Genomic DNA, 21,751 nt, shown 5'->3' with positions numbered 1-21,751 from the left:
TCTCCCCGGCAATCGGTCTCACAAGGTGGGTGGATCAGCCGAACAATCCGTCGCCCCAGGTGGACGTCGGGGTGAGGCCCGGCGGGACGGCGAAGTGGGCCGAGCCGGTGTGCTGCACGTACTCCATCATCGCGTCCTTCGCGGACAACGCCTGCTGCATGGGGACGTACTGCGTGCGCGTGTCGCGGTTGAAGGCCAGGAAGAACAGGCCCGCCTCCAGGTGGCCGACGCCGTCGGAGCCGTCGACGAAGTTGTAGCCGCGGCGGAGGATGCGCGCGCCCTTCAGCGTTTCGTGCGAGGCCAGGCGGATGTGCGCGTCGTCGGCGATCAGGGGGACGCCACCCGCGCCGCCGACGTTCAGGTCGACCTGGTCGAACTCGCCCGCCTGCCCGAGCGCCGCGCCGGAGCCCTTGGTGCGCCCGATGATCTGCTCCTGGCCGTCGAGCGTCTCGCGGTCCCAGGTCTCGATGTGCATCCGGATCCGGCGCGCCACCAGGTACGTGCCGCCCGCCATCCAGGCCTGCCCGTCAGCGGCCTGCGCCCACACCTGGTCGCGCAGCAGGTCGGTGTCCTCGGACTTGATGTTGTTCGTGCCGTCCTTGAAGCCGAACAGGTTCCGCGGCGTGGCCTGCGCCCGCGACGTCGACGAGCTGCGCCCGAACCCGAGCTGCGACCAGCGCACCTCCGTGACGCCGAAGCCGAGGCGCACCAGGTTGCGCACCGCGTGCACGGCGACCTGCGGGTCGTTCGCGCACGCCTGGATGCACAGGTCGCCGCCGCTGCGCGTCGGGTCGAGCTTGTCCTTCGGGAACAGCGGCAGGTCCACCAGCTGCGCCGGGCGCTTCGCCGCGAGGCCGAACCGCCCGTCGAACAGCGAGGGCCCGAAGCCGATCGTCAGCGTCAGCTCCGAAGCCGGCAGGTCCAGCGCCTCACCCGTGTCACCGGGCGGTGCCTCGGCCGCGCCGCCGACGGCGCCGTTCGGCACGACCTCCTGGCCCGTGGTCATCCGGCGCGCCGCGGCGGTCCACGTGCGCAGCAGCTGCCGCAGCTCGCCGACGTCCTTCGTGGTCACGTCCAGCGCCGCGAAGTGCAGGTTCTGCTGGGTCGACGTGACGATGCCGGCCTGGTGCTCGCCGTGGAAGTCCACGGTGGACACCGCGGCCTGCGCCGTGGACCCCTCGCCCAGCCGGTCGAAGCCGACCCCGGCCGCCGCCCCGGCACCGGCCAGCGCGACTCCCGCCCCCGCCAGGCCGAACAGCTTCCGGCGGGAGACTCGGGCGCCTTCGTCGTTCCCGGCTTGGGATGTCACTTCGACACGACCTCCGCGACCTTGCTCAGCGGCTCGCTCAGTGCGTCGACCGCCGAGGCGAATTCCTTGATCTGGTCCTGCGACAGCTCGTTGTAGTACTTGAAGCCGTCGCCGTTGCGGTTCTTGTCCAGCAGTGTCTGCACGTTCGCGAACTGCTTGTCCAGAGTGGACACCAGCGCGGGGTCGCGTTCCTGCAGGATCGGCCGCAGTGCGGCGATCGCGCCCTTGGAGCCGTCCACATTGGCCTGGAAGTCCCACAGGTCAGTGTGCGAGAAGGTCTCCTCCTCGCCGGTGATCTTGCCGGTGGCGACCTCGTCGAGCAGGCCCTTGGCGCCGTTGGCGAGGTCGAGCGCGGTCAGCTGCAGCGTCTTGGTCTTGGTGACCAGGTCCTTGACGTCGGTGAGCAGCTTGTCGGCGACCTGGCCGCTGTCGGGCTTGAGCCCGGTGACCCACAGGTCCTTCTCCAGCCGGTGGAAGCCGGTGAACTGCTGGCCCGCCTGCAGATCGGCCTCGCGGACGTCGATCAGCGGGTCGAGGTCGCCGAACTTCTCCGCGACGGGCTCGATGCGCTCGTAGTACGCGCGGGTGGTGGCGTACTGCGCCTTGGCCTCGTCGACCTTCCCGGCCTTCACGGTGTCGACGAACTTCGCCGTCTCAGTCTCGAGTGCGCTCGTGTTGTTGGCGACGTAGGTCGCGTAGCTCTTCGTGGCCTCGGACTTCTGCGCGTTCACGTCGTTCTGCTTCGCCGCGCCGCCGGTGACGGTGAAGTCGCCGCGGATGCCGTCGCCGACCATGCCCGGCTTGCACGCGGTCTGGTACTTGCCGGCGTCGGGGACCTCGACGATCAGCCGCCGGTTCAGCCCGGGCGCGATGTTCTCGACCTCGCCCATGATCCGGTCGCCCTCGGCGTAGAGGTAGAACTCGGTGACCTTGCTGCCCTTGTTCGTGATCTCGAACGTCACGTTGCCCGCGTTCGCCGTGCTCGCCGCGACGGCGCAGGAGGTGTCGGAGGCTTCGACCTTGATCGGCCCGCCCGCGGCACTGGTCGTGGAGCCCGTGCTGTCGCAGGCGGCCAGCGCGACGAGGGCGCCGACGCCGGCCAGCACGGCCAGCGGGGCTTTGGGGGACTGGGGCACGGTCACTCCTTGACAGCGGCAGCGGCGGGCGCCGGGACGGTTTTCTTGGTGGGCTTGAGGAACAGGGGCAGCACGATCACGACGTAGGCGACCCACGCGACGGCCTGCACCACCGTCGTCTGCTGCGAGTAGTTGAGGACGCCCTTGAGCAGCGCGCCGTACCAGGAGGTCTCCGGCAGGACGTTGGAGGCGTCGAAGGCGAGTGTGGTCAGGCCCGGGAGGAAACCGGCCTCCTGCAGGTCGTGCAGGCCGTAGCCGAGCACGCCGGCGGCGACGAACACCAGCAGCACGCCGGTGACCGTGAAGAACTTCGCCAGGTTGAACCGGACGGCGCCGCGATAGAGCAGGTAGGCGAGCGCCACGGCGAGCACGATGCCGACGACGAAGCCGATCAGCGGCTGGACGGTGTCCGACTGCGCGGTCTGCACGGCGGAGTAGAAGAAGACGGCGGTCTCGAGGCCTTCCCGGCCGACCGCGAGGAAGGACAGCAGCAGCACGGCCGCGGGGCCGACGTTCAGCGCGTTCTCCATCTTGCCGCGCAGCTCGGCGGCGATGTGCCGCGACGCCTTGCGCATCCAGAAGATCATCGCCGTCACGAAGCCGACGGCCACGATGGAAAGACTGCCGCCGAGCAGTTCCTGGTGCTCGAAGCTCAGCTGCGCGGTGCTGTAGGTGAGGACCGCGCCGAAGGCGATCGAGAGCAGGACGGCGGCGGCGACACCGGGCCACACGTAACGCAGCGCGTGCCGGCGGTCCGTCTTCACCAGGAACGCGACCAGGATGCTGACGACGAGTGCGGCCTCCAGGCCCTCGCGCAGCCCGATGAGCGCGCTCGAAAACACCACAGTTCAGCCCTCCTCGTATTCCCTGACCTGATGTTTTTAGGTAAGCCTTGCCTTTAAGTCCAGGGGGTGCCCGCCGAGAGGTGCCCGATTTGTCCGTCAAGGCCGTTGATGGGAGGGGATTAGGTTAGGGTAACCGCAGGTCAGCGCGCTGGGCTGCGACTCGGTAACAAAATATGTGATGTCCGCTGGATGGAGCACGGGTTAACCGTCCGCTTGCCATTCGCTCGATCCGGTGTCCCGCGAAGGGTGGGGCAGTAACCTGTCCGGGTGGCCGATACCACTCAGCCGACCGTTGACGCGCCGGCGTCTCCCGCGCCCGCCGGCCCGCCCCGTCGTTACGTCAGCCGGATCGTGTTCACGCTGAGCCTGGTGGTCGCGGGGGTGGTGCTCGTGGTGACGATCGGGGTCCGCAACCCGTCCGGTGAAGCGCCGGCCGCCGCGCCGCCGTCGCCGACGTTTGTGGTCCAGGAGCAGCGCCCCCAGCCGGGTGCGCAGGCGCCGCGCGCGGGCCTGGCGGCACCGCCGGACCGGCCGACGATGTCGGACAAGGCGGAGCTGGACGCGTGGGCCACGCGTGTCGCGGGGAAGACGGAGATCCCGGCGCGGGTCCTCGCCGCGTACGGCCGGGCGGAGATGTGGATGAGCCGGCAGAAGCCGACCTGTCACCTGTCGTGGGCGACGCTGGCGGGCATCGGCCACGCGACGTTCGGCACGGTGGCGATCACCCCCGACGGCGTCGTCAGCAGCCCGATCGTCGGCCCCCCGACACCCCCGGACACCGACGACGGCAAGCTCGACGGCGACCGCGAGGCCGACCACAAGCTCGGCCCCCTGCAGTTCCTGCCGTCGACCTGGTCGAAATACGCGGAACGCGCGACCAGCGACGGCAAGCCCGCGAACCCCCAGAACATCGACGACGCCGCCTTCACGGCCGCCCGCTACCTCTGCTCCGGCGGCGACGACCTGGGCACCCCGTCCGGCTGGTGGCGCGCCGCGCTGTTCTACAACCCGGCCGTCGACTACGCCCAAACCGTCTTCAGCGCAGCGGACGCTTTCGCGGCGGCCAGTGTGTCGGTTTGAGCTACCGCCAATCGGCCGGCTTGGCGCCGAGAGCCAATCGCACCGTGACGATCGTGTACGCGCAGAGCACGGCGAGACCGGTCCAACCGGGGAGCGGGAAGTACCCGGCGGACGGCGCGTAGTGCGCGGTCACCTGCGGATACTCCACGAGCGTCTGCTGAACGGCGAAGCCGGCGGCCGGGGTGAGCCGCAGCAGCCACTCGGAGACCGGGTCGGGCAGGAGCGGAAACGCCGTGATGGCTTGGGGAACGGCGACCACGGACAGTCCGATGAGGACAGCGGCCCAGCCGTGCCGCAGCCAGACGCCGAGCCCGTAAGCGAGGACAGCGCAGAGTGCCAGCACCGCCGCGACGCCGACGATCACCCGCAGCTCGGTCAGCACCGGGCTCGGCTGCACCGGGATGCCGTTGGCCTTGATGACCGCCAGGCCGGCCGGGACGACGATGCCGGTGGCGACCAGGCCGCTGACGAAGGTGGCTGCTCCGACGACGGCCGCCCGCGCGGCGACCACCGGCCGGGCCGGCGCCTCGCGAGCCGTGCGGGCACCGTAGCGGGTCGCGGCGACGAGCACGATGATCAGCGCGACCACGAGGCCCGACAAGGTGTTCTCGACGGTGCGCGCGCCTTGGTCGCTGAGCGGGCCGATGTCACCGGCGCCGCTGACCGTGACGACACCGTTGTCGTCCACGGCTCCGGACGCGTGGTGGTACTTCTCCCAGTCGGTGTTGTTCATCTCGCCGATGGGCTGACTGATCCACGTGCCGGTGCCGCTGACTGCGACGTGGTCGAAAACGCCGACGGCCTGGGTGAACCGGACCTGCTCGGTCGCGCCGCCGAGCCCGGTCCTGCTGAGGGTGAGATCGCCGGGCGACGTGGCGAAGAGGCCGACCTGCACGGTGTCCGGCAGCCGGTCGAGCTCCGCTGTCGCGACGGTGTGCCACTGCCGGCCGTCGGCGGACTCGGAGCCCGTGATGGTGTCGCCCGAGCGGGTCAGGCGCAGCCAGCGCGGGGACTGCTGCGAGACGGCGGCCGCGCTGCCGGCGACGTCGTGCTTGTAGTCGTACTGAAAGTGCACGCCGTGGGCGCCGGTCATCGTGAGCGCCGCGTACCGCGAGCCCGGCCGTACCCCGTCCTTGACGATGATCCCGGCCTTCGCCCACGGCACCAGACCGGGCACGATCCGGTCGTGGTTCGGCGGCGGGTAGGTGATCGTCCCGGTCATGGCGGTCAGCCGAACCGTGATGCTGCCTTCAGGGCCCAGGTCCCGATGCCGGAACCAGAACTGGTCGCCGACGACGGAGCCGTCAGCGGCGACGGGAACGGCCGGGCAGGGCCCGTCGCAGGACGACTGGTTCCGGACGGCGGACAACAGGCCCACCGCGATGACGGCGAGGGCCGCGGCGCCAAGGGCGATCAGGCGGGCCGGGCGGCGGAAGGTGATCCATTCCCGCCGCAGGAGTTCGGTGGTCGACATGCCGGCGTTTCTACGGAGCGGCGCGTAACACGGCCCGAACCGGCGTTGTTATGCCGTTGTTAGGCCGGCCGGAGCAAACTGGGGGCGTGATCAGGCTGCGGAGCGGGACCGTCGGGTCGAGGTTCACCATCTTGTACGCCGCCGGGTTCCTCCTGTCCGGGGCCGGGCTGCTGGTCCTGACCTTCCTGCTCGCCGACGGCGGCGGCCGGGAAAGTGTTGCCCCGGAAGGGAATCCCTCGGCCCCGGGCGGTCTCGCCGCGGCACAGCAGCGGATCCAGGAGCTGGCGGGCCAGCTGGACGCGGTGCACACGCAGCAGTCCCGTCAGCTGCTGGCCGGCTCGCTGATCGCGCTGGTCGTGATGGCGGTCGTCTCACTGCTGCTGGGCCGGGCGCTGGCCAAGCGTGTGCTGCGGCCCTTGCGGCTGATCACCAGCGCCACGCGGCGCATCTCCGCCGACAGTCTGGACCGGCGGCTGGCCGTCGTCGGCCCGGCCGACGAGGTGAAGGACCTCGCCGACACCATCGACGAGCTGCTCGAACGGCTTGAAGCGTCGTTCACCGCGCAGCGCCGTTTTGTCGCCAACGCTTCGCACGAGCTGCGCACCCCGCTGGCGACGATGCTGGCCACGTTGGATGTCGCGGTCGCCAAACCGGACCCGGCCGTCTCGACGGTCGCGCTCGCGGACCGGTTGCGGACCCAGCTGGACCGGGTCGATCACCTGCTCGACGGGTTCCTCGTGCTGGCCAGAGCGCAACACGGCGCGCTGGCCGACTCCGCCCCGGTCGACCTCGGTGACCTGGTCGGCGCGGCACTGCGCGACCGGTCCGCCGACGCACAGGAGAAGGGGCTGACCGTGACGGTGGGCCTGCCACCGGCGACGGCGGCCCAGGGCAGCCCGGCGCTGCTGGCCCGGCTGGTGGACAACGTCATCGACAACGCCGTCACACACAACGAGGACGGCGGCTGGATCGAGGTCACCGGGTCCGCGAACGAGGAGGAGGCGGCGTTCACGGTCGAGACCGGCGGGCGGCACCTCGACCAGCGGGAGGTCGACCGGCTGGCGCGGCCCTTCGAACGGCTCGGTGGCGAGCGCACCGGCTCCTCGGGACTAGGACTGTCCATTGTGGCCGCCGTCGCCGCGGCCCACGGCGGACGGCTCGCCCTGCACGCCCGGCCCGAAGGCGGCCTGCGGGTGTCGATCACGCTTCCGGCCGCGAAGACACCGGTCCCGGCATGAGGATCCTCGTCGTCGAAGACGACCCGGCCCTGGCCGAGGTCGTCGCCGAAGGATTACGCGACCAGGGCATGGCCGTCGACCTCGCCCGCGACGGGCTGGTCGCGGCCGCCAAGCTCGAACTCACCGCGCACGACGTGGTCGTCCTGGACCGGGACCTGCCCGGCCTCCACGGCGACACGCTGTGCCAGATGATCACCGAACGGGCCGATCGGCCGATGGTCCTGATGCTGACCGCGGCGAGCGCCCCCGGCGACCGGGTCAGCGGGCTCACCCTCGGCGCCGACGACTACCTGCCCAAGCCCTTCCACTTCCCGGAGCTGATCCTGCGCATCCAGGCGCTGGCCCGCCGCAAACCACACGCGCGGCCGCGAGTCCTGCACGCGGCCGGAATCGAACTGGACCCGCTACGCCGAACCGCCACCCGCGACGGGCGGCAACTCACCCTCTCGGTGAAGGAGTTCGCCGTGCTGGAGGCTCTGCTGCGAGCCAGCCCGGGCTTCCTGAGCACCGAGGCCCTGCTCGAACAGGTCTGGGACGAGAACGCGGATCCCTTCACCAACACGGTCACCGTGACGGTGGGCCGCTTGAGACGCAAACTCGGCAACCCATCGGCCATCGCGACGACGCCGGGAATCGGCTACCGGATCGCCTGATCCGACTGGCTCGTGTTGATCTGGATCGAGCTGCTCGGGGGCGTGCTGACCTGCTTGGTTCGCGCCGGTTTGTGTTGGCCTGCTTCGGCTGGTTCTGACCTGCTCCGGTTTGCGTCGACCTGTTTGGTTCGCGCTGGCCTGTTTCGGCTGGTGCTGGTCTGTTTGGTTCGCTCTGGTTCGCGCGGATCCATATCGGTTCGCGCCATCTCACTTCGGCTTGCGCTGACCTGCTCGGTTCGTGCTGAGGCCCGCCGGCCTGTAGCGGCTCATGCTGACCTGCTCGGCCCGCACCGGCGCGCGCACCGGCGCCTGCCGGCCTGTCGCGGCTTCCGGCTCGCATCCGCTCGCCCTGCTGTCTGCCGGCAACTCCGGTTCCTGCCCGCGGACCTTGCCCCTGGTCCGCGACCCTGGGCTCCCGCCTGCGGGGCCGGGGCCTTTCCCGCCTCGAGATCCCAGCTCAGGCGTGAGCCGTGATCCGAGTCCCAGCGGCCCCACGCGCCGCCTTGACCGCGTGAGCCGCACCAGCCACCCCCGCGGCCTGTGCCGACCGAGCGGTCTTGACCGCACGAGCGGCGCGCACGGCCCTCGCCGCCGGTCCCTGCTCGCGCCGCCCGACGGGGAACCGCGCATCAAGCTCCACAATCGCCGGTGCCAGCGACATCAGTACGAGAACCAGCAGGCCCACGCAGGCCCCAACCGTGGCGAGGATCGTCATTTCCGCCTCCTAGAACGAACTCGGTAACACCAGGTTCGCTTGTGGACCCCCACCGCCGGATCGGTCATCCGGCCGACCCGAGCGGCCGGATGGCCAAATGGCCGACCCCGCGAAGGCCATCGGCCGGACCCGGCTCCGCGTCCCCGCGGCATCGACCCGAGATCGTCAGACAACGCCTTGATCGGCGTCGGGCCGTGGCGCGGTCAGGGGCATCAGCACCTCGTCCACGATCGCGTCCACTTCGGACTGGCTGACGGTTCCCTTCTCCAGGGACTCGGCGATGATCAGGCGAGGGCCGACGGAGGCCACACGCAGGGTGACGCACCGGGCGTCGGCCTCGCCTCGGTCGGCCGCGGCCTGCAAAATCGCCAGCAGGATGCGTTGGTGTGGAAGGACGACCAGGCGCCGGACTTCGTCGAAGAGCTCGGGATGGCGGGCGCGCTGGGTCACCAGGGGGCGCAGGGCGCGGCCGCGCGGTTCGTCCAGGACGCGGGCGAACCGGCCGAGGAGCGCGGTCAGGTCCCCGCGCAGAGAGCCGGTGCCGGGGGTGACGGGCTCGCCGAAGCCGGTGGACGCGTCCGTCAAGGCGGCGAGGACCAGCTGCTTGGGCGTGGACCAGCGGCGGTAGAGGGCGGATTTCCCGGTGCCCGCGAGGGGTGCGATCTTGTCGAAGGCGAGTTCTTCGAAGCTGGTGCGGGCCAGTTCTTCCAGGGTGGCCTGGTAGATCGCGCGAGTCAGCGCCTCGCCGCGCCGTCGGCCGGCGCTGGGGGCGGCGGCCCCGGGCGGCCGGGCCGCCGTGGCGCGGGCAGCGGAAGCGCGGGAGGTGGCGGGCACGTCTCCGGTTATAGCCGCCACGCGGAGGGGCGTCGAGTGGAGGTACAGTCACGTTAGTGGACAAAACTGTCCTCTATTTGAGGAGGGGTTTCCCCTTGACCGCACCCACCAAGACCGCACTGACCGGTGTCCGGGTCTTCGACGGCCACCAGCTCACCGATCCCCGCACCGTTGTCATCGACGGCACGGTCATCGGCACCGACCCCGCCGGCGCGCGGGAGATCGACGCCGCCGGGGCGGTGCTGTTGCCCGGCCTGATCGACGCCCACGTCCACCTGCACGGCCCGCAGACGCTCGACGCGCTGGCTCGCTGGGGCGTAACCACTGGGCTGGACATGGCGTGCTGGCCCGACGAGCTGGTCACGTCCCTGCGTAAAGCCACTGGTACCGCGGACTTCCGCACTGCCGGCCTGCCCGCGATCGGTCCCACCGGAAACCACGCCCGCATGCCGGGTATGCCGGCCGAAGCGGTCATCCTCACTCCCGAAGACGCCCGCCGGCACGTCGCGGCCCGTGTCGCCGAAGGCGTCGACTACATCAAGGGGGTCGCGGAGGCCCCCGGCGACGGCGGACCCACCGCCGAGGCGCTCCAGGCCCTGGTCACCGCCGCCCACGCGCACGGCCTGAAGACCGTCGTCCACGCGGTCACCGTCGGCGCCTATACCGTCGCCGTCGGCTCGGGCGCGGATTTCATCACCCACGTTCCGCTGAACGGCGCCATCCGGCCCGAGGACATCGCCACGATGCAGGCCGGCCACCAGGTCGTCGTTCCCACCCTCACCATGATGGAGGGCATCCTGGCGGGCCGGGCGCCTCTGACCGGCCTGCTCGCCGGCGTGGCCGACCTGCATCGGGCCGGCATCGAGGTCCTGGCCGGTACGGACGCCAACACCCAGCCCGGCTCGCCCCACACCGTCGCGCACGGCGAAAGCCTCCACCGCGAATTCGAGCTGATGGCCGGCGCCGGGTTCCGCCCCGTGGACATCCTGCGCTCGGCGACCGTCCGGCCGGCCCGAGCTTTCGGCCTGACCGACCGCGGCGCCGTCGAACCGGGCCTGCGCGCCGACCTCGTCCTCGTCGACGGCGACCCCACCACCGACATCACCGCCACCCGCAAGATCCGCGCCGTCTGGTGCGCCGGCCACCAGGTCACTCCAGCGGTTAGCGCTTGACCTCCGGGGCCGCACTCACCGCGCCGACGATCCGTACACCGAAAGGGAAGACGTGAGCAGCGACATCACCCAGATCACCCAGCTCGTCCTCCACGAACGGCAGGGCCGTGACCGCGGCTGGTGGGACCAGATGCGGTCCTGCTTCACCGACGACGCGACCGTGCGCCTGAGCTGGTTCCGCGGCAGCGGCGCCGGCTTCGTCGCCGAGTCCGAGAAAATGGCGGCCCGCGGGGACACCGCAGCCCACCGGCTCAGCCCTCCCGTGGTCCACTGCCACGGCGACCGCGCACTGGTCGAACTGCCCGCGGTCATCGAGATGCGCACCGACCTCGACGGCACCCAAGTGGACCTCGCCTCGGCCGCCCGTCTCTGCTACCGCGTCGAACGCCGTGACGGCCGCTGGCTGCTGGCCTCCCTCGACCCCGTCTACGAACGCGATTCCCTTGCCGCCGCCCACCCCGGCGTCCAACTGGCTGTCGGCCCGCAGGACATCGCCGCCTACCGGCCGTCCTACCGATTTCTCTCCTACGTGTTGTCCAGCCGCGGCTACACCATCGGCGACGACCTCTACGGAGACGATCGCCCCGACCAGGCCACCCGCTTCTACGACGACGCCCGCACCTGGCTCAACGCCTGACACACCTCGGGTCCGTCCACAACCGACCGCGCTGCCTATGCGGCACAACGAGACCGGGTGTGGATGACCTCGGATTCCGTTGGGGCGACAGGGTTTCGGTTCGAGATGAGGGTGCGATTGAGCTGGTCCGCGGCTGGGAGCGTGCGGCATCGAGTGGGATGATTGGCGGCCGGGCGAAGGGGTTCAGCTGTCGCCGAGGGTTATGCGGGCATTGACTTCGCTGATGGCTTCCAGATATTCCGGGACGGGGTTCATCGCGGAGGCCATGCGGAGTTGCGCGAGCGCCTCGGCGAAGCGGCCGAGCCGTTGGAGCGTGCGGCCGAGCACGAAGCGCGCGTAGTGGTCCGTCGGGTCGAGTTCGAGGACGCGGGTGAACGCGCGCTCCGCCCGGCGGAGCTGCGCCGAGTGGAAGTAGGCGCGGCCGGCCAGCAGCTGCACGCTCGGTTTGTCCTGCTCGTCCAGCAGGGGTTCGAGGGCCTTCAACGCGTCCAGGGGACGGCGGCGTTCGACCAGATCCTCGGCCCGCCGGAAGGCATGGAACCGGGCCTCGCCGTCGGGCTCGGGTGCGGGTGCGGCGTCCGTCATGGTCACTCCCACTTTACCCTGAACCGAGGGGGTTCCACGACCGTTGGAGGGCTCGTGATGGACTGTTCCGCCATGAGCAGCGAACAGGAGCCCGGCTACCTGGGGCTGGCGCCGTACCTCTACTACGCCGACGCGACAGCCGCCTTGGCCTGGCTGACCAGGGTCTTCGGCTTCACCGAGGAAGTGCGGTTCGAGGACGCCTCCGGCGAGGTGTTCCAGGCGACGTTGCGCGCGGGCAACGGACGTGTCCAGCTGGCGGGCGTCGGTCCCGAATACTGGGCGGCCAAGGGCGTCGAGGGCCCCGTCGGGCAGCTCAACATCGTCTACGTCACCGACGTCGACAGCCAGTACGAGCGCGTCCGCACCGCGCTCGGCGACGAGCTCGAGCCCGAACCGCCTCAGGACCAGCCCTACGGCGCGCGCGTGTTCACCGTCGCGGACCTCGGCGGCAACAGCTGGACGTTCTGGCAGCAGACGTCCGACACCGTCGAGCTGCCGTCAGGCTGGCGTGAAGTGCGGCCCGAAGACCGCGCGGAACACTGAGCGGAACCGCTCCGGACCGGCCGTGCCTCCAACGGGTGAACGTGGCGGACGGCTACTCTGGGCGGCGTCACCGCAGGCACGACCCCATTGAGGAGCATGGCGTGGCTCTCATCGAGCAGGTAGGCGCGCGCGAGATTCTCGACTCGCGCGGCAACCCGACCGTCGAGGTGGAGGTGGCACTCGACGACGGAACCCTGGCGCGGGCCGCCGTCCCGTCGGGGGCGTCCACCGGCGAACACGAAGCCGTCGAGCTGCGGGATGGGGACACCGGCCGCTACAACGGCAAGGGCGTCGAGCGCGCGGTCGCCGCGGTGCTCGACGAGATCGGCCCGGAGATGGTCGGCATCGAGGCCGTCGACCAGCGGATCGTCGACCAGAAGCTGGTGGACCTCGACGGCACGCCGGCGAAGTCGCGCCTCGGCGCGAACGCGATCCTCGGCGTCTCGCTGGCCGTCGCCAAGGCCGCGGCCGACTCGGCCGAGCTGGAGCTCTTCCGCTACCTGGGCGGCCCGAACGCGCACGTGCTGCCGGTGCCGATGCTGAACATCCTCAACGGTGGCGCACACGCGGACACCGACGTGGACATCCAGGAGTTCATGATCGCGCCGATCGGCGCCGAGTCGTTCCGCGAGGCCCTGCGCTGGGGCACCGAGGTCTACCACTCGCTGAAGTCGGTGCTGAAGGGCCGCGGCCTGGCCACCGGCCTCGGCGACGAGGGCGGCTTCGCGCCGAGCCTCGCCAACAACCGCGAGGCGCTCGACCTGATCCTCCAGGCCATCGAGAAGGCCGGCTACACCGCGGGCCGCGACATCGCGCTCGCGCTGGACGTCGCCGCCACCGAGTTCTTCTCCGACGGCGCCTACACCTTCGAGGGCTCCAAGCGCAGCGCCGAGCAGATGTCCGCGTACTACGCCGAACTGCTCCGCGACTACCCGCTGGTGTCGATCGAGGACCCACTGAGCGAGGACGACTGGGACGGCTGGGTGCAGCTCACCGCCGACGTCGGCGACAAGGTCCAGCTCGTGGGCGACGACCTGTTCGTCACCAACCCGGACCGGCTCGAGGAAGGCATCACCCGCCGCGCCGCCAACGCGCTGCTGGTGAAGGTCAACCAGATCGGCACCCTGTCGGAGACCCTGGACGCGGTTTCGCTGGCCACCTCCTACGGCTACAAGTCGATGATGAGCCACCGCTCGGGCGAGACCGAGGACACGTTCATCGCGGACCTGGCTGTCGCCACCGGCGTCGGCCAGATCAAGACGGGTGCCCCGGCTCGCGGCGAGCGGATCGCGAAGTACAACCAGCTGCTCCGCATCGAGGAGACCCTCGCGGACGCGGCTCGCTACGCCGGCGACCTCGCCTTCCCGCGGTTCACCGCGGAGGCCTGATCGCGCATGGCCGACCGGGGGAGGGCGCGTAGCCGCCGCGGCGGCCGGGCCGACGGGGGCAGGTCCACCAGGGCCCGTCGTCCCGCTTCGGCCCGGCGCCGCACGGGCACGGACGCCGCGGAGACGACCAGGTCCCGGCTTCGCCGCGGGCTGGCCGCCAAACGCGCGTCCGGTGCCGCGAAGGTGCTCGGCATGTCCACCACGCGCCGTGCGGCCGTGGTGGCGATCGTGGTGTGCGCGCTCGCGTTCACCGTGGCCGTGCCGCTGCGCACCTACCTCAGCCAGCGCTCGGAGGTGCGTGACCAGGAGGCGCAGCAGTCGCAGCTGCAGCAGCAGGTCGCGCAGCTGCAGGACCGCAAGGCCCAGCTGAGCGACCCGGCCCAGATCGAAGCCGAGGCCCGCACGCGGCTTCGGTATGTGAAGCCCGGCGAGACGCCGTACATGGTGCAGCTGCCCGAGGACCAGGCCGCGGCGCAGGCGCCGCCGACGGGACCGCAGCAGGTTCCGCAGGGCTCCTGGTACGAGAAGCTCTGGGACCAGGTTTCGGGCGGTTGAGCTCTTCCTGGGCGTTTGTTGTCTCAGGTTCGGTGGACGACGGGCCGGCCCGCGCGACAGATCGATGTCGCGGGCGGTCCGCCGTTTCGTGTCGTGGATTCCCATGCGTCCGAGGCTAAGTCGAGCCGGCGGGTGGCCGGGCGGCGTCGGCCGAGTTGTCCACAGGGGTGGTCAGTTGTGGACAACTCCGGCCGAACGGTGGAGGTCCCGGCGGGCCGGTCACCTGGCGGCATTAGCCTGGGACTCGTGAACAGCAGCACGGAAACACCCCGCTTCGAGCCCGTCACCGAGGTCGACCGGGCGGTCATCGCGGAGCAGCTCGGGCGGCCGCCGCGGGCCTTGCGCGCCGTCGCGGCGCGGTGCCCGAGCGGGCATCCGTCGGTGGTGCAGACGAGCCCACGGCTGGAGAACGGCACACCGTTCCCCACGCTGTACTACTTGACCTGCCCGCGGCTCAGCTCGCTGGTCGGCACGCTCGAAGCGTCCGGGATCATGAAGGAGATGACCGAGCGGCTCACCACGGACCCGGAGCTCGCGGCCGCCTACCAGCGCACGCATGACACCTACCTGGCCGAGCGCGACGCCATCGAGTCGCTCGGCACCCAGGTGACCGCGGGCGGCATGCCGGGACGGGTGAAGTGCCTGCACGTCCACCTCGCGCACACTCTCGCGGCCGGCCCGGGGGTGAACCCGTTCGGTGACGAGACGCTGGAATGGCTCCACGCCAACGGGTGGCCATCGGGCGACTGCGCCGAGTAACGCCGCACTCTCGTGCGCAGATAGTTCCGACAAGCGGGCGGTTACCGCCTCCGCGGGTTCCCGTATGGGTGACCGCGGGTCAAGCTGAGTACGGAGTCTTCACACGAGCTAGGCGAGCATCGGACCACCATCGGGTGATCCGAGGAGGGTTCGGCACATGCGGGCGCCACGCGGGACCAGGCACGTCGCCCGGCGAGCCCGCGCGATCGGCCGGAAACCCCGGGACGGCGAGGCCTTGGTGGAGGCTGGCGCTGCGGAGTCCGGGGCCGCAGATGCTGCGGCGGCTGTGGATGCTGTGGCGGCCGAAGTCGCGGATGAGGCTGGGGCTGGGGCCGAGGTGGAGACCGGGGCTGCGGCGGCCGAGGTTGCGGATCTGAATGCGGCCGAAGTCTCAGATGAGGTGGCCGAAGTCGCGGATGCGGATGCGGCCGAGGTCTTAGATGCAGCGGCTGTGGATGCGGCGAATATCGAGGTCACGGGTGCTGCGGCGGCCGAGGTCGCGGATGCGGATTTGGCCGAGACCGGGCTCGAGAGTGCTGCGGAGGCTGAAGTCCCGGGCGCGGTGGAGATCGAGGCGACGCACACGGTAGAGACCGGCGCTTCGGAGGCCGAAGTCACGGATGTGGACGCGGCCGTGGACGCGGCCGTGGCGCCGACGGATGCTGAGTCCGGGAGTGCTCCTGCTGGTGACGGGGCGGAGGCCGTGTCGGCGAGCGACGTGGTTGAGCCAGAGGCCGTCGGGACCGGTGTGCGGCGGGAGCTGGACCAGCCCGAGCGCGAGCAGGCAAGTGGGCTGAGACGTGACCAGCGTGGACAGACGCGTGAGCAGAGACGTGACCAGCGGGAACAGAGACGTGACCAGCGGGATCAGAAGCGCGAACAGCGTGAGCAGAGAAGCAAGCTGAGCCACCCCCGTCGTACCGCTGGGGCAGGGGCGCGTCGGTGGGTGCGGGTTACCCGGCGGAAGGCGCGGGTTCGGGGGCGGAGACTCGGTGCCAAGCACCGGACGTTGGTCGCGGTGGTGGTGGGGGTGCTGGCGGTGGGGCCGGCTGCTGTGGGGGTCGGGGCGGTGGCCGCGTGGGTGGGGCGGATGCCGACCGTCCACACGCAGGACGCGGCGCTCACCGAGGGGTATGACCCGGAGAATCCCGAGGTCGAGCACGTCGCCGTTGACGGGAGTTTGCCGGATTCGCCGGTGCCGCTGCCGTTGCCCGCTTATGACCTGCCGAACGGGCCGTTGGGGATTCCGGTCACCGCGCTCGCCGCGTACAAGAACGCCGCCGACGTGCTCGGCAAGGAACAGCCTGGCTGCCACATCGACTGGGCGCTGATCGCCAGCATCGGGCGGATCGAGTCGAACCACGCGCGGGGCGGGTATGTCGACGCGGCCGGGACCACGCTCGAGCCGATCCTCGGGCCCGAGCTCAACGGCACCGGGCCCTACGCCGCCATCCCCGACACCGACCACGGCCTCCTCGACCACGACACGGTGTGGGACCGCGCCGTCGGGCCCGCCCAGTTCATCCCCGCCACCTGGCGCGCGTACGCCTCCGACGGCAACGGCGACGGCATCGCCGACCCCAACAACCTCTTCGACTCCTCCCTCGCCACCGGCCGGTACCTCTGCTCCGGCGGCCTCGACCTCGCCAACCCGGACCAGCTCCGCACCGCGATCTACCGCTACAACAACTCCGACGCCTACGTGAACACCGTGATCCTGTGGGCCGAGGCCTACCGCAACGGCGTCGCGCCCACCCCGGACAGCCAGATCCCCGTGGGCGCGCCCAACGCGGCCGCCGTCCCGGCCCCGCCGGGCGTGCCACCGCCACCTGTGCCGCCGTCCACTCCGGTCACTCCGCCGTCGACTTCGCTGCCGCCGTCCGGGAACCCCGGGAACAGCAGTTCGCCGACGGCGCCGGGAACCAGCACCAGCACGACGCCGACCTGCGTCAGCAGCACCACAACAACAACCACCACGACAACTACAACCACGACGACCACCAGTCTGCCGCCGTGCGGCCAGCCGACCACCACGCCGCCCAGCGGCAACAGTTCCGCGCCCGGCACGACCGCCAACGCGCCGGGGAGCTGACCAGTAAAGTCGCACCCATGCCTCGTGTAGCCGCGATCGACTGTGGGACCAACTCCATCCGCCTGCTCGTCGCCGAGCTGACGCCGCGCCACGACGGCACGGTGGACCTGCGCGACCTGCACCGGGAAATGCGCATCGTCCGGCTTGGGCAGGGCGTCGACGCCACCGGGCGGCTCGCGCCCGAGGCGCTGGAGCGCACCCGCGCCGCCCTCGCGGACTACACGATCGCCGCGCGGCGCAAGGGGGTGGAGAAGGTGCGCATGGTCGCCACGTCGGCGACGCGTGACGCGAGCAACCGCGATGAATTCTTCGCGATGACGCGCGAGACGCTCGGCGTCGAGGCCGAGGTGATCAGCGGCGACGAGGAAGCGCGGCTGTCCTTCACCGGCGCCGTCGGCGAGCAGGACCCGGACGACGGCCCGTTCGTGGTCGTCGATGTCGGCGGCGGTTCCACCGAGCTGGTGCTCGGCACCTGGGACGGGCGCACCGCCGAGGTGCTCGCCGCGAAGTCCGTGGACATCGGCTGCGTGCGCATCACCGAGCGCGCGCTGAAGGGCGACCCGCCCACCGCGGCGGAGATCGCCCAGGCCCGCGAACTCGCCGAGGGCGTGCTCGCCGAGGCCTTCGACGTCGTCGACGTGGCCAAGGCCCGTACCTGGATCGGGGTGGCCGGCACGGTGACCACGTTGTCAGCCGTCGCCCAGGGGCTGCCGGAGTACGACTCCGAGCGCACGCACCTGTCGAAGCTCTCCCACGCGGACATCAACCGCCTCGCCGGCGAGCTGCTGGCGGCCGACCACGCCACCCGCGCGGCCAACCCGGTGATCCATCCGGGCCGGGTGGACGTGATCGGCGGGGGTGCGGTGATCGTGCAGGCGCTCGCCGACGGACTCGCCGCCCGCGGTGGTCCGGACCAGCTGATCGTGAGCGAGCACGACATCCTGGACGGAATCGCCCTCGCGTTGACCTGAGCGGAGCAGTGCGGGCACGCTCGGTGATCATCACTACCTTGGTTGTGCTCTTTCTGGGTGAGTAAAAGGGTTGTCACTCATTTGCAACACGCCGACCCGGTTACAAACCCTGCACTCCGGCTAACGTGCGTCTCACTTTTCGGGAGCACGAAATGGAGTGGAACATGCGGCGTTCACGCAGGCTCTGGGGAGCCGCTGCGGTGGTGACAACCTTGTCATTGGTGCTCACTGCGTGCGGGGGTGGCTCGAGCAGCAGTGGCTCGGCCGGTGAGGTGGATCCGAACGGGACCTTCACCGTTTACGGCACCGAGCCGCAGAACACGCTGATCCCCTCGAACACGAACGAGCTCGGCGGCTCCAAGGCCGTCGACGCGATGTTCGCCGAGCTGGTCGGCTTCAAGGGCGACAACGCCCAGCCCTTCAACGAGATGGCCGAGTCGATCACCACGCCCGACTCCAAGGTCTACGACATCAAGATCAAGCAGGGCTGGAAGTTCCACGACGGCACCGAGGTCAAGGCGAAGAACTTCGTCGACGCCTGGAACTACGGCGCCTACGCCCCCAACGGCCAGATCAACACCGACTTCTACTCCAACATCCAGGGCTACTCCGACGTCCACCCCGAGGACAAGAACGCCAAGCCGGCCACGGACAAGATGTCCGGCCTGGTCGTCAAGGGCGACTACGAGTTCCAGGTGACGCTCAACGCCCCGTTCTCCGTCTTCGAGACCAAGATCGGCTACACGGCCTTCGCGCCGCTGCCCGACGTGTTCTTCAAGGACCCCAAGGCGTTCGCGGATCACCCGATCGGCAACGGCCCGATGAAGTTCGTCAGCCGGACGCCGAACACGGACATCAAGCTGACCCGCTTCGACGACTACAAGGGCCAGGACAAGGTCAAGTTCAAGGACCTGAACATCAAGATCTACGCCAGCCAGGAGACCGCCTACCAGGACCTGCTGAGCAACAAGCTCGACTTCATCGAGACGCTCCCGCCGTCCGCGCTGGCCGGCAGCAAGTACAAGACCGACCTGAAGGACAACCTGGTCACCGGCCATCTGCTCGGCATCAGCACGATCGCGATCCCGTACTACGTGCCGGGCTACGACAACCTCAACCTGCGCAAGGCCATCTCGATGGCGATCGACCGGACGCAGATCACCAAGACCGTCATGAACGACACCTACGTGCCGGCCGACGGTTACATCTCGCAGGGCATCCCGGGTTACCGCCCCGGCGTCTGCGAGTTCTGCAAGTTCGACCCGGCGCAGGCCAAGACGCTGTTCGCGCAGTCCGGCTTCAAGGGCAAGCTCACCATCGCCTCGAACGCCGACGGCGGCCGCAAGGAGCCGCTGGTGGCCGCGTGCAACAGCATCAAGAACGTGCTCGGCGTCGAGTGCGACTTCGTGCCGGCCACGGACTTCGGGCAGTGGCGCAGCATCGTGACCGGGCACAAGCTGACCGGCATGGGCCGCTCCGACTGGTCCGCGGACTACCCGTCGATCGAGGACTTCCTGAACCCGATCTACAAGACCGGTGCCTCGTCGAACGACTCGGTCTACTCCAACCCGGCCGTCGACAAGCTGCTCGAGCAGGCCGACGCGACGGCGGACAAGGACGCCGCGGTCAAGATCTACCAGCAGGCCGAGGACCTCGTCGCCAAGGACCTGCCGTCGATCCCGGTGTGGGACGAGAAGGGCGTTGCCGCCAAGTCGAAGCACACCAAGACCGTCGGGCTCGACTTCCGCCGCCGAGCCGACTACTCGTCGGTCGAGGTCACCAAGTGACGCGCTGATCGTCGTCCCACCACCACGGCTCGTGAGTGGCGATGACGGTTAGAACCGTCATCGCCACTCACGAGCCCGGCGCGCACTCCTAGGAACTGACGCATGATTCGCTACGTCCTGCGACGCCTGCTCCAGCTGATCCCGGTGTTCTTCGGAGCCACCTTCCTGATCTACACGCTGGTGTGGGCCGTCCCCGGGGACCCGTTCTCCGGCAAATGCGGCCAGACCGCCTGCCCCCAGGCCTACATCGACCTGATGACGCAGAAGTTCCACCTCAACGACAACCTGATCGTCCAGTACTTCAAGTACCTGGGCAGCCTGCTCACCGGTGACTGGGGCGAGACCTTCAACGGCAACTCGGTCGGCGAGCTGATCGGCAACGCCTACCCCATCACGTTGCGGCTGGCGCTGATCGCGGTGCTCATCGAGGCCGTGATCGGCCTGACCGCCGGCGTGCTCACCGGCCTGCGCGGCAAGGGCTTCCTCGACAACCTGGTGCTGGTCTCCACCACGTTCCTGATCTCGCTCCCGGTGTTCGTCACCGCGATCGTGCTGCAGATCGTGCTGGGCACCGAGCTCGGCATCATCGACACGAGCGTGTCGGACAATCCCGGGTTCGGCGAGCTGATCGTGCCCGGCATCGCGCTCGGCAGCCTTTCGATGGCCTACATCGCGCGGCTGACGAGAACGTCGATCGCCGAGAACCGGCACGCCGACTACATCCGCACCGCGATCGCGAAGGGCCAGCCGCGCAGCCGCGTGGTCGGCGTCCACCTGCTGCGCAACTCGGTGATCCCGGTGCTCACCTTCCTGGGCACCGACCTGGGCGCGCTGATGGGCGGCGCGATCGTCACCGAGGGCGTGTTCAACATCAACGGCCTCGGCGGGCTCATCTTCCGCGGCATCCAGAACCGCGAGAGCGCCACCGTCACCGGCGTCGTGGTGCTGCTGGTGCTGGTGTACCTGCTGATGAGCCTGATCGTGGACCTGCTCTACGCCGTTCTCGACCCGAGGATCCGTTATGACTGACCCCAACCTCGTCGGTGGCGGCGGAGTCGACGCGGCGCAGCTTTCGCGCATCGACGATTCGGCCAACGCGGCCAAGAAGCCCCGCAGCCTGTGGGGCGACGCCTGGCGCCAGCTGCGCCGCAAGCCCGCCTTCGTGATCTCCGCGGTGATCATCCTGCTGATCGTGGCGATCGCGATCGCGCCTGGCCTGTTCTCCCACCGGGAAGCCGGTTTCAGCGACCTGACCAAGGCCAACGAGACCCCGTCGGCCGACGCCTGGTTCGGTTACGACAACCAGGGTTACGACGTCTACGCCCGCACCATCTACGGCGCCCGCGCGTCGCTGCTGGTCGGGGTGTTCGCGACGATCCTGACCGTCCTCTTCGGATCGCTGGTCGGCATCATCGCGGGCTACTACGGCCGCCTGATCGACAGCCTGCTCTCGCGGCTGGGCGACATCTTCGCCGGCCTGCCGTTCGTGCTGGGCGCGATCGTCATCCTCACGACGTTCAACGCGCCCGGCTCGAACCCCGGCGCCGTGACGATCATCGCGCAGGTGGTGTGCTCGATCGCCGTGCTGACCTGGCCGGTGGCGATGCGCATCATGCGCTCGGCGACGCTGGTCGCGAAGCAGCTCGACTACGTCAAGGCCGCGCGGGCGCTCGGTGCGAGCACCCCGCGGATCGTGTTCCGGCACCTGCTGCCGAACACGCTCGCCCCGGTGCTCGTCTACGGCACGATCGCGCTCGGCGCGGCGATCGGCGCCGAGGCGACGCTGGCGTACCTCGGCATCGGCGTGCGGCCGCCGGTGGTCTCGTGGGGCGTGATGATCAGCGACTCACGCGACTACTTCCGGGCCGACCCGCACATGCTCCTGTTCCCCGGTGCGTTCGTCACCATCACCGTGCTCGCGTTCGTGATGCTCGGTGACGGTATCCGCGACGCGCTCGACCCGAAGTCGAGGTAGCAG

Annotated in this window: 22 protein-coding genes; 14 read left to right on the top strand and 8 right to left on the bottom strand. The window is 70.0% G+C overall.

What is annotated here, in order from left to right; all coding sequences use genetic code 11:
- Positions 1 to 34: 34 nt before the first annotated feature.
- The 3 genes from efeB to efeU are packed head-to-tail and all read right to left on the bottom strand — an operon-like array spanning position 35 to position 3,290.
- A complete protein-coding gene (gene efeB / locus OG943_RS30505) occupies positions 35 to 1,309 on the bottom strand; it encodes an iron uptake transporter deferrochelatase/peroxidase subunit (protein ID WP_328604366.1) in 1,275 nt (424 codons plus the stop codon).
- A complete protein-coding gene (efeO, locus tag OG943_RS30500; RefSeq protein WP_442874589.1) occupies positions 1,306 to 2,445 on the bottom strand; it encodes an iron uptake system protein EfeO in 1,140 nt (379 codons plus the stop codon). The genes efeB and efeO overlap by 4 nt, the downstream gene beginning before the upstream one ends.
- A gap of 2 nt (positions 2,446 to 2,447) precedes the next feature.
- Positions 2,448 to 3,290 (bottom strand): iron uptake transporter permease EfeU, encoded by an 843-nt coding sequence (gene efeU / locus OG943_RS30495; protein WP_328604364.1) that lies wholly within the window; start codon positions 3,288 to 3,290, stop codon positions 2,448 to 2,450.
- Positions 3,291 to 3,659: 369 nt separating this feature from the next.
- Here efeU and OG943_RS30490 point away from each other — a divergent pair, with 369 nt between their 5' ends.
- Complete coding sequence (locus OG943_RS30490) at positions 3,660 to 4,370, top strand: murein transglycosylase (RefSeq protein ID WP_328612193.1); 711 nt, start codon at positions 3,660 to 3,662, stop codon at positions 4,368 to 4,370.
- A 1-nt stretch (position 4,371) separates the two neighbouring features.
- On the opposite strand, the gene OG943_RS30485 is transcribed toward OG943_RS30490, so the two are convergent.
- Complete coding sequence (locus OG943_RS30485; RefSeq protein ID WP_328604363.1) at positions 4,372 to 5,844, bottom strand: hypothetical protein; 1,473 nt, start codon at positions 5,842 to 5,844, stop codon at positions 4,372 to 4,374.
- 86 nt (positions 5,845 to 5,930) lie between these two features.
- Here OG943_RS30485 and OG943_RS30480 point away from each other — a divergent pair, with 86 nt between their 5' ends.
- Positions 5,931 to 7,082 (top strand): sensor histidine kinase, encoded by a 1,152-nt coding sequence (locus tag OG943_RS30480; protein ID WP_328604362.1) that lies wholly within the window; start codon positions 5,931 to 5,933, stop codon positions 7,080 to 7,082.
- Complete coding sequence (locus tag OG943_RS30475) at positions 7,079 to 7,735, top strand: response regulator transcription factor (RefSeq protein ID WP_328604361.1); 657 nt, start codon at positions 7,079 to 7,081, stop codon at positions 7,733 to 7,735. Before OG943_RS30480 ends, OG943_RS30475 begins: the two co-directional genes overlap by 4 nt.
- 457 nt (positions 7,736 to 8,192) lie before the next feature.
- On the opposite strand, the gene OG943_RS30470 is transcribed toward OG943_RS30475, so the two are convergent.
- The gene (locus tag OG943_RS30470; protein WP_328604360.1) at positions 8,193 to 8,450 is read right to left on the bottom strand and encodes a hypothetical protein; all 258 of its coding nucleotides are present in this window, start codon (positions 8,448 to 8,450) and stop codon (positions 8,193 to 8,195) included.
- Between the two features lie 165 nt (positions 8,451 to 8,615).
- Entirely contained in the window at positions 8,616 to 9,284 is a 669-nt protein-coding gene (locus OG943_RS30465; protein WP_328604359.1) for a TetR/AcrR family transcriptional regulator, read from the bottom strand.
- 95 nt (positions 9,285 to 9,379) lie between these two features.
- Between OG943_RS30465 and OG943_RS30460 the strand changes: the two genes are divergently transcribed.
- The gene (locus OG943_RS30460; RefSeq protein ID WP_328604358.1) at positions 9,380 to 10,456 is read left to right on the top strand and encodes an amidohydrolase family protein; all 1,077 of its coding nucleotides are present in this window, start codon (positions 9,380 to 9,382) and stop codon (positions 10,454 to 10,456) included.
- Between the two features lie 52 nt (positions 10,457 to 10,508).
- Positions 10,509 to 11,093, top strand: a complete 585-nt coding sequence (locus OG943_RS30455; RefSeq protein WP_328604357.1) for a nuclear transport factor 2 family protein — start codon at positions 10,509 to 10,511, stop codon at positions 11,091 to 11,093.
- A 183-nt stretch (positions 11,094 to 11,276) separates the two neighbouring features.
- Here OG943_RS30455 and OG943_RS30450 read toward each other — a convergent pair whose 3' ends face one another.
- Entirely contained in the window at positions 11,277 to 11,678 is a 402-nt protein-coding gene (locus tag OG943_RS30450; RefSeq protein ID WP_328604356.1) for a tetratricopeptide repeat protein, read from the bottom strand.
- A gap of 72 nt (positions 11,679 to 11,750) precedes the next feature.
- On the opposite strand from OG943_RS30450, the gene OG943_RS30445 reads away from it, so the two are divergent.
- The 4 genes from OG943_RS30445 to OG943_RS30430 all read left to right on the top strand — a co-directional run bounded on the left by OG943_RS30445 (position 11,751) and on the right by OG943_RS30430 (position 14,923).
- Positions 11,751 to 12,221: a VOC family protein gene (locus OG943_RS30445; RefSeq protein ID WP_328604355.1), complete on the top strand. Its 471-nt coding sequence runs from the start codon at positions 11,751 to 11,753 to the stop codon at positions 12,219 to 12,221.
- A gap of 101 nt (positions 12,222 to 12,322) precedes the next feature.
- Positions 12,323 to 13,609 carry a phosphopyruvate hydratase gene (gene eno, locus OG943_RS30440; protein ID WP_328604354.1) on the top strand — a complete coding sequence of 429 codons (1,287 nt, stop codon included), beginning with the start codon at positions 12,323 to 12,325 and terminating at the stop codon, positions 13,607 to 13,609.
- A gap of 192 nt (positions 13,610 to 13,801) precedes the next feature.
- Complete coding sequence (locus OG943_RS30435; protein WP_328604353.1) at positions 13,802 to 14,164, top strand: FtsB family cell division protein; 363 nt, start codon at positions 13,802 to 13,804, stop codon at positions 14,162 to 14,164.
- Positions 14,165 to 14,401: 237 nt separating this feature from the next.
- The gene (locus OG943_RS30430) at positions 14,402 to 14,923 is read left to right on the top strand and encodes a DUF501 domain-containing protein (protein WP_328612192.1); all 522 of its coding nucleotides are present in this window, start codon (positions 14,402 to 14,404) and stop codon (positions 14,921 to 14,923) included.
- A gap of 436 nt (positions 14,924 to 15,359) precedes the next feature.
- Here the strand turns inward: OG943_RS30430 and OG943_RS30425 are convergent, their stop codons facing one another.
- Entirely contained in the window at positions 15,360 to 15,833 is a 474-nt protein-coding gene (locus tag OG943_RS30425; protein WP_328604352.1) for a hypothetical protein, read from the bottom strand.
- A gap of 36 nt (positions 15,834 to 15,869) precedes the next feature.
- On the opposite strand from OG943_RS30425, the gene OG943_RS30420 reads away from it, so the two are divergent.
- The 5 genes from OG943_RS30420 (at position 15,870) to OG943_RS30400 (ending at position 21,748) form a co-directional block, all read left to right on the top strand.
- Complete coding sequence (locus OG943_RS30420) at positions 15,870 to 17,015, top strand: lytic transglycosylase domain-containing protein (RefSeq protein WP_442874588.1); 1,146 nt, start codon at positions 15,870 to 15,872, stop codon at positions 17,013 to 17,015.
- Positions 17,016 to 17,032: 17 nt separating this feature from the next.
- Positions 17,033 to 17,986, top strand: coding sequence for a Ppx/GppA phosphatase family protein (locus tag OG943_RS30415; protein ID WP_328604350.1), 954 nt, complete (start codon positions 17,033 to 17,035; stop codon positions 17,984 to 17,986).
- A gap of 152 nt (positions 17,987 to 18,138) precedes the next feature.
- Entirely contained in the window at positions 18,139 to 19,773 is a 1,635-nt protein-coding gene (locus OG943_RS30410) for a peptide ABC transporter substrate-binding protein (RefSeq protein WP_442874586.1), read from the top strand.
- 102 nt (positions 19,774 to 19,875) lie between these two features.
- A complete protein-coding gene (locus tag OG943_RS30405) occupies positions 19,876 to 20,802 on the top strand; it encodes an ABC transporter permease (RefSeq protein WP_328604348.1) in 927 nt (308 codons plus the stop codon).
- Entirely contained in the window at positions 20,795 to 21,748 is a 954-nt protein-coding gene (locus tag OG943_RS30400) for an ABC transporter permease (RefSeq protein ID WP_328604347.1), read from the top strand. Before OG943_RS30405 ends, OG943_RS30400 begins: the two co-directional genes overlap by 8 nt.
- Positions 21,749 to 21,751 lie beyond the last annotated feature (3 nt).

It is taken from the genome of Amycolatopsis sp. NBC_00345 (assembly GCF_036116635.1).
GTDB lineage: Bacteria > Actinomycetota > Actinomycetes > Mycobacteriales > Pseudonocardiaceae > Amycolatopsis.
Note: the sequence above shows the minus strand (reverse complement) of the source record. Positions and strands in the feature narration are given on the sequence as shown.

Excerpts from the sequence above, each read along its gene's own strand:
- OG943_RS30485 (WP_328604363.1), bottom strand. The coding sequence starts at position 5,844 with ATGTCGACCACCGAACTCCTGCGGCGGGAATGGATCACCTTCCGCCGC.
- OG943_RS30475 (WP_328604361.1), top strand. The coding sequence starts at position 7,079 with ATGAGGATCCTCGTCGTCGAAGACGACCCGGCCCTGGCCGAGGTCGTC.
- OG943_RS30470 (WP_328604360.1), bottom strand. The coding sequence starts at position 8,450 with ATGACGATCCTCGCCACGGTTGGGGCCTGCGTGGGCCTGCTGGTTCTC.
- OG943_RS30450 (WP_328604356.1), bottom strand. The coding sequence starts at position 11,678 with ATGACGGACGCCGCACCCGCACCCGAGCCCGACGGCGAGGCCCGGTTC.
- OG943_RS30445 (WP_328604355.1), top strand. The coding sequence starts at position 11,751 with ATGAGCAGCGAACAGGAGCCCGGCTACCTGGGGCTGGCGCCGTACCTC.
- OG943_RS30435 (WP_328604353.1), top strand. The coding sequence starts at position 13,802 with ATGTCCACCACGCGCCGTGCGGCCGTGGTGGCGATCGTGGTGTGCGCG.
- OG943_RS30415 (WP_328604350.1), top strand. The coding sequence starts at position 17,033 with ATGCCTCGTGTAGCCGCGATCGACTGTGGGACCAACTCCATCCGCCTG.
- OG943_RS30410 (WP_442874586.1), top strand. The coding sequence starts at position 18,139 with ATGGAGTGGAACATGCGGCGTTCACGCAGGCTCTGGGGAGCCGCTGCG.
- OG943_RS30405 (WP_328604348.1), top strand. The coding sequence starts at position 19,876 with ATGATTCGCTACGTCCTGCGACGCCTGCTCCAGCTGATCCCGGTGTTC.
- OG943_RS30400 (WP_328604347.1), top strand. The coding sequence starts at position 20,795 with ATGACTGACCCCAACCTCGTCGGTGGCGGCGGAGTCGACGCGGCGCAG.